The organism is Collinsella sp. HCP28S3_E9, from assembly GCF_052065455.1.
GTDB lineage: Bacteria > Actinomycetota > Coriobacteriia > Coriobacteriales > Coriobacteriaceae > Collinsella.
This window is the reverse complement of record NZ_JBQHTZ010000004.1, coordinates 1-13,463: the sequence shown is the minus strand read 5'-3', so window position 1 is coordinate 13,463 and position 13,463 is coordinate 1. Positions and strand designations below refer to the sequence as shown.

8 protein-coding genes and 2 rRNA genes are annotated in these 13,463 nt (G+C 58.1%); 4 read left to right on the top strand and 6 right to left on the bottom strand.

The window, feature by feature from the left end; translation table 11 throughout:
* Window positions 1-76 precede the first annotated feature (76 nt).
* Entirely contained in the window at window positions 77-2,956 is a 2,880-nt protein-coding gene (gene uvrA / locus ACTNA2_RS02835) for an excinuclease ABC subunit UvrA (protein ID WP_427728763.1), read from the bottom strand.
* Between the two features lie 193 nt (window positions 2,957-3,149).
* Between uvrA and ACTNA2_RS02830 the strand changes: the two genes are divergently transcribed.
* The 4 genes from ACTNA2_RS02830 to ACTNA2_RS02815 all read left to right on the top strand — a co-directional run bounded on the left by ACTNA2_RS02830 (window position 3,150) and on the right by ACTNA2_RS02815 (window position 9,272).
* Window positions 3,150-5,303: an LTA synthase family protein gene (locus tag ACTNA2_RS02830; RefSeq protein WP_441048565.1), complete on the top strand. Its 2,154-nt coding sequence runs from the start codon at window positions 3,150-3,152 to the stop codon at window positions 5,301-5,303.
* 145 nt (window positions 5,304-5,448) lie between these two features.
* Window positions 5,449-6,279 carry an Mrp/NBP35 family ATP-binding protein gene (locus ACTNA2_RS02825; protein ID WP_441048564.1) on the top strand — a complete coding sequence of 277 codons (831 nt, stop codon included), beginning with the start codon at window positions 5,449-5,451 and terminating at the stop codon, window positions 6,277-6,279.
* A complete protein-coding gene (locus ACTNA2_RS02820; RefSeq protein ID WP_427718675.1) occupies window positions 6,280-7,551 on the top strand; it encodes an NAD(P)/FAD-dependent oxidoreductase in 1,272 nt (423 codons plus the stop codon). It begins immediately after the preceding gene.
* Between the two features lie 80 nt (window positions 7,552-7,631).
* On the top strand, window positions 7,632-9,272 hold the full coding sequence (locus ACTNA2_RS02815) for an NAD(P)/FAD-dependent oxidoreductase (RefSeq protein ID WP_441048563.1): 1,641 nt from the start codon (window positions 7,632-7,634) through the stop codon (window positions 9,270-9,272).
* Between the two features lie 65 nt (window positions 9,273-9,337).
* On the opposite strand, the gene uvrB is transcribed toward ACTNA2_RS02815, so the two are convergent.
* The 5 genes from uvrB to ACTNA2_RS02790 form a co-directional block, all read right to left on the bottom strand.
* Entirely contained in the window at window positions 9,338-11,578 is a 2,241-nt protein-coding gene (uvrB, locus tag ACTNA2_RS02810; protein ID WP_441032771.1) for an excinuclease ABC subunit UvrB, read from the bottom strand.
* A gap of 51 nt (window positions 11,579-11,629) precedes the next feature.
* Window positions 11,630-12,211: a lytic transglycosylase domain-containing protein gene (locus ACTNA2_RS02805; RefSeq protein ID WP_154517536.1), complete on the bottom strand. Its 582-nt coding sequence runs from the start codon at window positions 12,209-12,211 to the stop codon at window positions 11,630-11,632.
* The gene (gene coaE / locus ACTNA2_RS02800) at window positions 12,204-12,845 is read right to left on the bottom strand and encodes a dephospho-CoA kinase (RefSeq protein ID WP_154517538.1); all 642 of its coding nucleotides are present in this window, start codon (window positions 12,843-12,845) and stop codon (window positions 12,204-12,206) included. Before coaE ends, ACTNA2_RS02805 begins: the two co-directional genes overlap by 8 nt.
* A gap of 192 nt (window positions 12,846-13,037) precedes the next feature.
* Window positions 13,038-13,153, bottom strand: a 5S ribosomal RNA gene (rrf, locus tag ACTNA2_RS02795).
* 148 nt (window positions 13,154-13,301) lie between these two features.
* Window positions 13,302-13,463 (bottom strand): 23S ribosomal RNA (locus ACTNA2_RS02790); the annotation flags it as partial.

The window sequence follows — 13,463 nt, the reverse complement described above, 5'->3', positions numbered from 1 at the left end:
CATACGTCATCTCGACACACAGAAGCGCCACCGAATCGAAAGGAATCGGTGGCGCTTCTCGTACGACGGCGTCTCTTTACTGGGCGTCGAGTTGTGCCTGACGCTCGCGGTCGCGCTTGAGCAGCGGTGCCAAAAACTTGCCCGTGTAACTCTGCGAACATGCCGCGACCTGCTCCGGCGTACCCGAGACCACGACGGTTCCGCCGCCATTGCCGCCCTCGGGACCCATATCGATCAGGCGGTCGGCAACCTTGATGACATCAAGGTTGTGTTCAATCACCAGCACCGTGTTGCCCGCATCGACCAAGCGCTGCAGCACATCGAGCAGCTGGCGGACGTCCTCAAAATGAAGGCCGGTCGTCGGCTCGTCCAAAATATAGAACGTCTTGCCCGTCTGGCGTCGATGAAGCTCCTTGGCGAGTTTCACACGCTGCGCCTCGCCGCCCGAAAGCGTCGTGGCAGGCTGCCCCAAACTCACATAGCCCAAGCCAACGTCATACAAAGTCTGAAGCTTGCGCTTAATCTGCGGGATATTCCCAAAGAAGGCCAGCGCCTCGGTGACGCTCATGTCGAGCACGTCCGAGATGGTCTTGCCACGGTAGGTGACCTCGAGTGTCTCGCGGTTGTAGCGTTTACCGCCGCAAACTTCGCAGGGAACGTAGATATCGGGAAGGAAGTGCATCTCGATCTTGATCTGTCCGTCGCCCTTGCACGCCTCACAGCGCCCGCCACTCACATTAAAGGAGAAACGGCCCGGCGAGTAGCCGCGCGCCTTCGACTCCGGCGTACTCGCAAACAGCGCGCGAAGATCATCCCACAGGCCAATATAGGTAGCAGGGTTGGAACGCGGTGTGCGGCCAATCGGCGACTGGTCGATATCGATAACCTTATCGATACACTCGATGCCCTCGATTTTCTTATACGGACCCACAGGGCGCGTCGAACGGTGAATAGCATTCGTAAGGGCAGGCGCAATGGTGTCGGTAACCAGGGAGCTCTTGCCCGATCCCGACACGCCGGTAACAACCGTAAGCGTACCAAACTCGATCTTGGCAGTAACGTTTTTGAGGTTGTTAGCTCGAGCGCCCGTAATTTTAAGGCAGCCGCGACCGGGCTTGCGCCGTTCATCAGGCACCCGGATCATTCGTTTGCCGGTCAGATAAGCGCCCGTCATCGACTCAGGACACGCCATGATATCGGCAGGCGTTCCCGCCGCGACTACGTGTCCGCCGTTGACGCCGGCGCCGGGCCCCATGTCGATCACGTAGTCGGCGGCACGGATCGTGTCCTCGTCGTGTTCGACGACGATGACGGTATTGCCGATATCGCGCAGACGCTCAAGGGTCTTGATCAGGCGCTCGTTATCGCGCTGATGAAGGCCGATCGATGGCTCGTCCAAAATGTACAGGACACCCATGAGGCCGGCGCCGATCTGCGTTGCCAGGCGAATACGCTGCGCCTCGCCACCAGAAAGCGTCGCCGAGGCACGATCGAGCGTCAGATAGTCGAGTCCAACATCGACCAGAAAACGCAAGCGCTCCAGGATTTCCTTGACGATGCGCCCGCCGATAAACTGTTGGCGCTCGGTGAGCTCCAGGCCCTCAAAAAACTCGAGCGACTCACGGCACGACAGGCAACAAACCTCGTAAATGGACTTGCCGCCCACGGTGACGGCGAGCATCTCAGGGCGCAAACGAGCGCCGTGGCAGCTCGAGCACGGTTCCTCGCGAATGTACTTCTCCAAGCGCGCCTTGGTGTTCTCGTTCGTCGTCTCGGTATAGCGTTCGTACAGGATGTTGCGAACGCCCGAAAACTTGGTATCCCACTGGCTACGACGTCCGTCGAGCTTTTGGTAGTCAACCGAGATCTTCGTATCGCCCAGGCCATCCAAGAATGCACGACGCACGCGAGGGGGCAAGTCCTCCCACGGCGTATCGGCGCTTACCTTAAAGTGTTTACAGACCGCAGCAAAAATCTGCGGGTAGTAGTTCGAATTGCCAAACAGGCTACCAAAGACTCCGTCGGCAATGGACTTCGAGGGGTCCTCGATCAGCGCCTCGGCATCAACGGTTTTCTTAAAGCCCAGGCCGTCGCACTCAGGACATGCGCCATAGGGAGCGTTAAACGAAAAATCACGCGGCTGAAGATCGTCAATGGAGTGTCCATGCTCCGGGCACGCCAAGGCCAACGAATACTCCAGCAGCTCGCCCTCGGTCCCCTCGGGAGCATCACGATCGGGCAGCATGTACACATTTACATTGCCGTGAGCCAGCGCGGTCGCCTGCTCAACGGACTCGGCGATACGGCCCAGAGAGTTCTCACGGATCACGATGCGATCGACCACGACCTCGATATCGTGCTTGAACTTCTTGTCCAGATCGATTGGATCGTCGAGCGAGCGCACTTCACCGTCGACACGCACGCGGCTAAAGCCCTCGGCGCGAAGGTCCTCAAACAGTTTGGTGTACTCGCCTTTTCGCCCGCGCACCACCGGTGCCAGCACAAACGCGCGGCGACCCTCCCCCGCCGCCAAGACCTTGTCGGCAACCTGGTCGGTCGTCTGGCGCTCAATGACGCGGCCGCATTCGGGACAGTGCGGGGTGCCCACACGGGCGAACAGCAGGCGCAGATAGTCATAAATCTCGGTTACGGTGCCAACCGTCGAGCGAGGGTTTTTAGACGTCGTCTTTTGGTCGATCGACACCGCCGGCGAAAGGCCGTCGATTGAATCCAAGTCGGGTTTGTCCATCTGGCCCAAGAACTGGCGCGCATAGCTCGAAAGGCTCTCGACGTATCGACGCTGGCCCTCGGCATAGATAGTGTCAAATGCCAGCGAGCTCTTGCCCGAGCCAGAAAGACCGGTAATGACCACGAGTTGGTCACGCGGAATGGAAACATCGATATCACGGAGGTTGTGCTCACGAGCGCCGCGAATAACGATAGAAGAATCAGACATGGAAGCTCCTTGCCTCCTATTGCATCGAATCATACTGCCGATGAGTTTAGCGCACTCGACGCGCACAGATGTTCGTAATATAAGATTCGCAGACCTTTAGCTTTGCGTATCGGGCGCTTTGTTTCTCGAAATGCCGTGGAAAGGTTACAGTAATCTAAAACTGAACTTAATTTGCTGTAACAGAGGAACGTCCATGACCGAAGATATCCCCCTTGAAATCACTTCGAGCGACATGGCCAATCTGCCCATATTCATCGCCGTCCTTATCGTGGCCACCGTCGTCGTGCGCGTGTATTTTTCAATCAAACACAATGAAAAGCCGCCCATTGCCCGCGTCTTTTGGTGCGCGACGCTCCTCATCCCGCTCGGCATGGTAGCTGCATGGATTACGAATCAATTGCTCGTAAATGAGGACAGTTCCCTATGGGTCCTTTCTTATTCGGCGCTCGGTGCTGCCGCCGTCATACTTCTTGTCGAGCCCTTGGTTTCGGGACTTATTGACCAAACCGATCTTGCGACGGGAACGGTTGCCTGTATTTGCCGTGACATCCTTGTCATCGCCGCTGTTTCAGCGCTCTCGTTCGTTTCACTCGAAATTGCCTGCAACGAAACGTTCTATCGCATTCCCGCCAACTCATTCGGGTTTTCCGTCGGGCTGCTCGCGACGGTTCTGCTCTCCCTTTATTTGCTGGGACAGCGTCATGGAGGCGTCATGGTCCTCGTGCCCGTCGTCTGTTGCATCCTTGGCATTGCCGAGCACTTCGTCATAACGTTTAAAGGCGAGGCCATCCTGCCAAGCGATATCTTGGCCCTTGGCACCGCAATGGAAGTGAGCGAGGGATACGAGTTTACCTTTACCGCCGGAATCGTAACCTCTCTAGCCCTGCTAGAGATTTCCCTGGGGCTTCTTTCGCTTATCCGACCGCGAAAGGTCCGTACGCCCACCCATGTCTTCCCCGCAATCGCCGCTAACCTCTGCGCTTTTCTGCTAGTGACCGTTGTGGGGCTCTCGGGCTTTTCCAGCATCGACTTGGAGCAGGCGCTGAATTTTGGATTTGACCGTTGGCAGCCCATCACCACGTATGCGTCTCAGGGTTTTATCACTTCGTTCACCGAAATGGTCAACGAGTTGCCCATTGAGAAGCCCGAAGACTATACGCCCGATGAGGCGCAGAGCATCGAGCAGGAGCTCGCCGCCACCTACGACAGCACGTATGGCTCGAGCGAGCAGCGCGCGGCGGCCGTTGCCCAGTTCAATGAAATCAAGCCGACGATTGTTGCCGTCATGAACGAGAGTTTTAGCGACCTTTCGTGCTTTGAGCAGCTCCAGGCGGCCGGGTACACCGGCCCCGCATTCTACAACTCGCTTCCCGACACACTTGTTCGCGGCACCATGCTCGCTTCGGTCGCCGGTGGCGGAACGGCGAACTCCGAATTCGAATTTTTGACCGGAGCGACAACGGCCTTTGTCGGATTAGGCAAAATCCCCTATCAGCTATATCAGATGAATGGCGTCAACAGCCTGGCAAAGGACCTTAAGGAGCTTGGGTATACCGCTACCGCTATGCACCCGCAAAACCCCGTCAACTACCATCGAGATAAAATCTATCAGCAGCTGGGCTTTGGAGACTTTCTTTCAATCGGCGATTTCGAAGGTGCGCCCTGTTACCATGCCGGCGTATGCGACTACGCCACCTACGACAAGATACTCGACCTGCTTAGAACCGACGAAGCCCCGCAGTTCATCTTTGACGTCACGATGCAAAATCACGGCGGCTACGACTATGGCACCGTTCCCGCCGAAGAGCTGACAAACTATTGGGTCGAGGGAGCCAGCGAGGGCGCCAATAGCGCGCTCAACACCTATCTTACCTGCATCAACGCATCCGACCGGGACCTCGAGTACTTTATCAACGAGCTCCGCAATATCGGCAGACCGGTTGTTCTTGTCTTTTTTGGCGACCATCAGCCGAGCGCCGCAACGACTCTCAACGACGAGCTGTACCCTCAGGAAGATACGGCAAGCCACGCTTTCCGTATCTATCAGTCGACCTATTTCGTCTGGGCTAACTATGAAATCGCCGGCAATACCGAGCTCAACGTCTACGACACCGTCGGGGCAAACGAGATTGCAGCCATTACCCTTAATAAGATCGGCGCCCCGCTCACCGACTATCAAAAGGCTCTGCTTGCAACAAGGTCAGATGTGCCCACCATCAATGTCGCCGGCTATCTTGGTGCCGACGGGCTGCGCTACGACTTGGAATCTGAAGACAGCCCATACGCCTCGACGATCGACAAGCTGCAGCGCATCCAATACCTCGAGTTCGCCAGCAAAGTTCAGTAAACCCGCTCATTCGCTTGGGCCCATCGTATTGCAAGCACGCTCGGCCCAAATGCATCACAAATGACTCCCGCTCGCAAACGAGGGTACAATGACGCTCGTGTCACATCACGGGGCCCCGGCCCCAACATATACAAAGGAGTCATACATGGGTTGCGAGCACGCACAGGCCGCCGGCGGACAAACGTCGCCGTCGCAATTTGAGGAGAACACGCTGTCCGAGGTCAAACGCGTCATCGCCGTGCTTTCCGGCAAGGGCGGTGTCGGCAAGTCGTTTGTCACCGGTGCCATCGCCACCGAGCTTGCCCGTCACGGCCACAAGGTCGGCGTCCTCGATGCCGACATCACCGGTCCCTCTATCCCCAAGATGTTCGGTATGAGCGGACGCCACGTCCATGCCCTTGGCAACCTTATGCTGCCCGAAATCTCCGAGCACGGCGTCAAGGTCATGAGCTCCAACCTGCTGCTCCAAAACGAGACCGACCCCGTCCTTTGGCGCGGTCCGGTCATCGCAGGCGCCATTAGGCAGTTCTGGAGCGAGACCTCGTGGGGCCCCATCGACTACCTGCTGGTCGACATGCCTCCGGGAACAGGCGACGTCGCGCTCACCGTCTTCCAGTCACTGCCCGTCGACGGCATCGTCATCGTCACGAGCCCGCAGGATCTGGTCTCGATGATCGTCGCCAAGGCGGTTAACATGGCCGAGAAGATGAACGTCCCCATTCTGGGCATTGTCGAGAACATGAGCTATATTGAGTGCCCCGACTGCGGCAAGAAGATCAAGGTCTTTGGCAAGAGCAAGCTCCCCGAGGTCGCAGAGCGCTATAACCTCGACATCTTGGGCCAGCTTCCCATTAATCCGGCACTCGCCGAGGCCTGCGATAAGGGCGAGGTCGAGACCGCACTGCCCGATGGCATGTTGCCTCAGGCAGTCTCTGCCGTCGAGGCCATTGCCCCGCACGAGACCGACGAGGCCTAAGTGAACACGAGCGCCTTCTATGACGTCCTGGTAATCGGCGGCGGGGCTTCAGGCCTCGCCGCCGCCATTACGGCCGCACGCGCGGGTAAAAGCGTCTGCATCGTTGAGCGCGATGTCGCGTGCGGCCTTAAGCTGCTTGCGACCGGCAACGGTCGCTGCAACCTCTCCAACGAATCGATTGATCCTCAGCGGTATAACCACCCCGCATTCGTCGAATCCGTCATGGGCCCCCAGCCCGAACAAGAGCTTATGGGTTTCTTCTCCTCGCTGGGCATCATGACAACCTCCGAGGAAGGCCGGCTGTACCCGCGCTCGCTTCGCGCCGAATCGGTGCGCGACGCGCTTCTCAACGTTTGCGACCGCCTGGGTATCACTTTAATCTGCGGAGCCAACGTTGCCTCGGCGCACAAAGCTTCCGAAGGCTGGGCACTCCAAATAAACCGTCCAGCGCGGGCACTCAAGGCAAAAAAGCACGACGACCGAAAATCGGAGCTCCGCTCGCTTCGGAAAGCACTCGCCGATGTCCCTCGCAAGAACGAGGCCCTGGAGGCACATGCCGTAATTATCGCCACGGGTGGCAACCCCACCGGTATCGCCGATACGTTTAGCCTCCCCCTCACTTCGCTGCGCCCCATCCTCTGCCCCGTATCGGCAACGGTCGTTGGCGATCGGGCGGCACTCAAGACGTTGGATGGTCTGCGCGTCCGCGCCCGCTTGACGCTCACCCGTAACCATAGTGAGCTCTGGCACGAAGACGGTGAAGTACTGTTTCGAACCTTCGGTATCTCGGGCGTCGCTGTCTTCAACCTCTCCCGTCGTATCCAGCGCGGCGATACGATCCTGCTCGACGTTTTCCCCGACCTCTCTAAAGACGAGTTGCTCGATATGCTTAACCGGCGCGTTAAGCTGCTCGGCGGCTTTTCGCCCCGCGATCCCCGTTGGCTCGACGGCATGCTCGCCCCGCAACTCTCCCGCGTCGTCTGCACAGCGTTCGAGCAGTGCCATCCAGGCTCCAACGATGTCGTCCACCTGGTCTCGTTCCTCAAGCACTTTAAGTTGCTCGTCGAGGGAACAGCCGAGGAGCGCTCGGCGCAGGTCACGCGTGGTGGCGTATCTGTCGAGAGCATCTCAACACCCAGTCTACACGCGTGCAGCGTTGTCGACGCCCCGCTTTACGTCTGCGGCGAAGCGCTCGACATCGACGCCGATTGCGGAGGCTTTAACCTTGCGTGGGCCTGGATCTCGGGCATTCGCGCTGCAAGCAGCCTGTAGCCGCACAGTCTATAATCAAAAACGCATTCGGGCCGTCTGGGATACCGGACGGCCTCTTTCTTGCCTCTAAGGAGACCTCGATGATCGAACTCACCCAAGTCAACGCGTCACTCGATGAAGCCGGCGATGAAAATGCCTGCCTCATTGTTGGCAAGCGATTCGCCAAGCGCGTCCTGCGTTGCAAGGACTCCGAGATCAAGTCCATCGAGCTCCACCGCAAGTCAATCGACGCTCGCAAAAAACGAGACGTCCATTTTATCCTGAGCTTTCGTGTTGAGCTGGCTAGTCCCCACCTCGAGCGAGAAGCGATCGACAGCGTTGCCGAGCGTGACCGCTCGCGCGTACGCGCGATAGAAGACGATGAGCCTTCATTCCCCTCCCCCGTCTCCGACGCACCCAAAGAGCGCCCTGTCGTCGTCGGCGCCGGATGCGCCGGCCTTTTCGCTGCGCTTACGCTCGCCAAAGCAGGTCTTAAGCCCTTGCTCATCGAGCGCGGCGACCCGGCATTTCGCCGCTCGCATTCGATCGACCTCTTTCTAAAGGAGCGTATCCTCGACCCCGAGAGCAATATCCAGTTTGGTCTGGGCGGCGCGGGGACCTTCTCGGACGGCAAGCTCAATACGGGAACCAAAAATCCCGCCCATCGCCTCATCCTCGAAACCTTCGTCGAGGCGGGTGCGCCCCGCGATATTCTGTGGGATGCCAAGCCGCACATTGGCTCCGACATCCTTCCCACGGTTGTTACCGCTATATCCCAGCGCATCGAGCAACTCGGAGGTGTCGTCCGTTATCGAACAAAACTCGTCGACATTCGCATCGACGCGTCTGGCGCCATCACCGGTATTGATGTCCAATCATCCCAAGACGCCGCTTACGAGTCAATTGAGACAAAGCACCTCATCCTCGCCTGCGGGCATTCTGCTCGCGATATTTTTGAACTCCTTAAGGACCACAACGTGGCCCTCGCACAAAAGACCTTTGCCATGGGCGTTCGCATCGAGCATCCGCAGCGCGACATCGACCGAGCCCAATATGGAGCCTCGGCGGGACATCCTGCCCTCGGTGCAGCCCCCTACAAACTCGTCGCCCATCTTCCCAACGGCCGCAGCGTGTTCTCGTTTTGCATGTGCCCCGGCGGGCAGGTTGTCGCCGCCTCTTCCGAGCAGGGCCACCTGTGCGTCAACGGCGCCAGCCTCAATGCCCGCGACGGCCGTAACGCAAATGCCGCCTTGCTCGTTAACGTCACGCCCGAGGACCTTCCCGACGATGACCCGCTCGCCGGCATCGAGCTCCAGCGCGCCTGCGAGGCGGCCGCCTATCGCCTGGGCGGTTCCAACTGGAACGCACCGGCACAACTCGTCGGAGATTTCCTCGCAGGACGCGCCAGCAAGGCGCCCGGAAAGGTAAAGCCCACCTATCCGCTCGGTGTGACCTGGACGGCAATTGACGAAGCCCTGCCGCAGCATATCGTCGAGTCGCTCCGCCTGGGACTTCCCCTACTCGGAAAAAAGCTACGGGGCTACGACCGCCCCGATGCCGTTCTTACCGGCGTGGAGACTCGTTCGAGCTCACCGGTCACTGTCACCCGAGACCGAACGTGCCATGCCGTGTCGACCCCGGGCCTCTACCCTTGTGGTGAGGGAGCTGGATATGCCGGAGGCATCATGAGCGCGGCCACCGACGGTATCCGTTGTGCCGAAGCCCTGATCGCAGACCTCTAGCGAACGAATTCCAGCGCGCAAAAGACACAGGCCCCGAGCTCCCTATGGAGCTCGGGGCCTGTTCGCTATTTCTTAAACCGTGCACCCTGGCGTTTTCTACCCGATGCGAACGTGGAACCCTTGCGGGCCTGCGAACGCAAGCGCTCGATCGTCTCGTCCTCAGACGCACCCTCGAGCATCGCCCGAATCTGAACGACAGCATCACGCAGGCGCGCCGCCTCCTCAAAGTCCATGGCGGCAGAAGCGTTACGCATATCCTCTTCCATGGTTTCGACGATCCGCACAAGCTCGTCATGCGGTAGTTCTTCCAACTGTTCCGCAAGGGTCTGCTCGGGCGCCACCGTTTCCGGCACACCGCCCTCGCCCGACTCATCGGGCGTATAGAATGCGCCATGGCCAAGAGAGTCGCCCTTCGAGCGTCCCTTGGAGCCCACAGTTTTTTCGGCCTCGGCAATAAAACTTGAGATGTCGTTGATGGCCTTGCGCACTGTCTTGGGCACAATGCCATGTTCGTCGTTATATGCCATCTGAATCTCGCGACGGCGCCGCGTCTCCTCGATGGCCGCTTTCATCGAATCGGTCACAACGTCTGCATACATGATGACTTCGCCATCGGCGTTACGGGCCGCACGGCCAATCGTCTGAATCAGCGAACGGCGGTTGCGCAAGAAGCCTTCCTTATCGGCATCGAGAATTGCCACCAGTGAGACCTCGGGAAGATCCAAGCCCTCGCGAAGCAGGTTGATGCCAACGAGAACATCGATCTTGCCCTCGCGCAGCGTTCGCAGGATCTCGACACGGTCCATTGTCGCCGTATCAGAGTGCATGTAATTGACCTTAATGCCCGCATCAAGTAGATGGTCGGTCAGGTCCTCGGCCATGCGCTTGGTCAACGTGGTCACCAGCACGCGCTCCTTGCGGGCAACGCGCTCGCGAATCTCGTCCTCAAGATCGTCAATCTGACCGCGAACGGGACGTACGTCGATCTTGGGATCGAGCAGGCCGGTCGGACGAATAATCTGCTCCACGTCGTTTTGGCTCACCCGCAGCTCGTAGTCGCCCGGCGTTGCCGAAACATAGATGAACTGTGGAATCCTCGCCTCAAACTCATCGAAGCGAAGCGGACGATTGTCGAGCGCCGAGGGCAGGCGAAAGCCGTGCTCCACCAGGGTCACTTTACGCGAACGGTCGCCTTCATGCATGCCACGAATTTGCGGCACCGTCACATGGCTCTCGTCTATGATGCAGAGCATGTCCTTGGGAAAGTAATCGATTAGGGTAAACGGTGGTTCACCCGGCTTACGCCCGTCCAGATGACGCGAGTAGTTCTCGATGCCGTTGCAAAAGCCCATCGTCTCGAGCATCTCGAGGTCATAATCGGTCCGTTGCTGTAGACGTTGCGCCTCGAGCAACTTGTCGGTCGCCTTGAGCTCCGCCACGCGCTTCTCGCACTCTTCGCTGATCGACTTCAAGGCCGCCTTGACCTTGGGCTTCTCGGTCACATAGTGCGATGCCGGCCACACGGGAATAGCCTCATACTCACGAAGCATCTCACCGGTAACCTCATCGATTTCGGCGATAAGCTCGACCTCATCGCCAAAGAACTCAAATCGCAACGGATGCTCGGCATAGGGCGGATACACATCGACAACATCACCACGCACGCGGAAGGTGCCACGCGCCAAGTCATAGTCGTTCCGGTCGTACTGAATGTCGATGAGCGCATGGATAAAGTCATCGCGCTCGAGCGGTACTTTCTTGTCGACATTCGGCGCCAGCCCCGCATAGTCCTCAGGAGAGCCGATGCCATAGATACAGGACACCGAAGCAACGACGATCACATCGCGTCGAGAAAGCAACGAGGCGGTCGCCTGATGTCGAAGCATCTCAACTTCTTCGTTAATCGAAGCATCCTTCTCGATATACGTATCGCTTTGCGGCACATATGCCTCGGGCTGATAGTAGTCGTAGTACGAGACGAAGTAGACCACGGCGTTGTTGGGAAAGAATTCTTTGAGCTCGCTCGCAAGCTGGGCGGCGAGGGTTTTGTTGGGGGCCATGACCAGCGTTGGCTTACCGAGAGCTTCGATGGTCTTGGCCATGGTAAAGGTCTTGCCCGAGCCGGTCACGCCAAGCAAAACCTGATACCGGTCTCCGTCCCTCACACCCTGCACAAGCGACTCAATGGCCTTAGGCTGTGAACCTGCAGGCTCATAGGGAGACACGACCTCAAACGGTACCTCGGAGCCCTCAACGCCAAAACGTTTGAGCTCTCCGCCAACACGCTCAACTTCAAAATCCGCCATGGATACTCCTAACTCATACATCTGCAGTATACGCAGGCGGCAGGCATAGTCCTATACGAACCGGTCGGGATAGAGGGTCTTATAGCGAACCCAGGCATTATTGACACGAATCAAATAGGCTTGCGTCTCGGGAAAGGCAATCGCGTTATGGAGCGATGTGTTTTGCTGTGCCCACCCATCGACATTGCCCATTCCGGCATTGTAAGCAGCAATAGCGCTATCCGTCGACCCATTGAAATACGTCAACAGGTATGAGAGGTACGCGCACCCAAATTCGATATTCGAAGCGGGGTCATTCAGGTCATCGGCTGAATACTCGTCCCCGTCGACAAGGCCCTTAGCGATCATATCCTGAGCGGTTTCGGGCATAAGTTGCATGAGACCTTGGGCGCCCTGATTTGATTCCGCCTCGGGATCCCAGTTTGATTCCGACTTGATGACGGCACACACCAGATACGGATCGAGATTATGCGAAATACTGGACTGCTTTACATACGCCTCATAGTCAATCGGATAGAACGGTTTAAAGAAAGCGGCGGGAGCACACGAGTAAACGAGCGAGATAAGGCCAAAGACGAAAACGACAACCAGCGGCACAAGGCGATACCACGTAAAGAAACGCGTCTTAGGCATCTGTCGTCTCCTTATCCATAGCATCCATAAGGCCATGGCGAGCAAGCCACGCGTCCAGTTGTTCAAAAAGCGAGCTGTCGCCCGCTGCGTTATCAATCACGGTCGTGGCGAGACTGCAAAGCGAAGACTCATCGGGTTGGCAAGCACAGCGAGCATCAAAATCGGATGGCTCCATACCACGGTGAATAGCGCGTTCGCGACGGACCGCTAAAGGAGCGCTAACAACCATAATTTCATCCGCAAGGCCAAAGGCATCCTCAAAGCCAGTCGGAGCAGATACTTCGACCGCCGCAAAGGGATAGCGGGGGGACGAAACCGTACAGCAAGCAGGATCGAGAATCCTCAGCGAAAGCTGCTCAATGAGAGCGGGGTGAACAATACTATTGAGCCTTGCAACCGTATCGGGAGAAACAAAAGCTCGAGAAGCGAGAACGTTACGTCGAACACCGCCATCCTCGTCCAAAATATCCCAGCCAAACTCTTCAGCAAGAGCATTGACGATATCCGACCCCGGTACGTACAGCGATTTGGCAAGAACATCTAAATCGATAAGCAGGGCTCCGCGAGATTCCAGAAAGCGGCAGGCAGTCGATTTACCCGAAGCAATATTGCCCAAAACGAAAACGGTAAACATCAAGCTCTCCCTAACGTCAATGCGAGTAATTATCGCGCAAATACAAAGCGACAGTTCAAAAAACAGCCAAACAGTAAGAGAGTCAAAGGAAGAGTCCGTTCACAAGGCACAGCTTATATATAGCGCAAAAAAGGGGGAGGCCGCGAGGCCTCCCCCTTCTCGATTCTCGATGACGGCTCGGTGCCGTCCACCGGTCAGCGGCGCCCTGGCCTCCCACGGGCTGGCCCCGCAGTACTCTCGGCGCGATGGGGCTTAGCTTCCGGGTTCGGAACGGGACCGGGCGTGCCCCCCATGCTCTGGCCGCTGACCGGTGGGCGGCGCCCACCGTATCTTCGGTGCCCGGTGTCCCTCTCACGTGCCCTGGGGGCCGCATGGCGCATAGGGGAGGTGACTCGGGGGCATCCTCGTGCCCGGACCGCGCCTGTGAGCGCTGGGTCCCGCGGGCCGCGAGGTGCGGTTCCGGAAGAGCTCGGGCGATTAGTGCGGCTCGGCTGAGGACGTCGCCGCCCTTGCACCTGCCGTCTATCGACCAGGTAGTCTACCTGGGCCCTTACCGGAAGGAGAACTAATCCCTGGAACGGCTTCCCGCTTAGATGCCTTCAGCGGTTATCCGCGCCG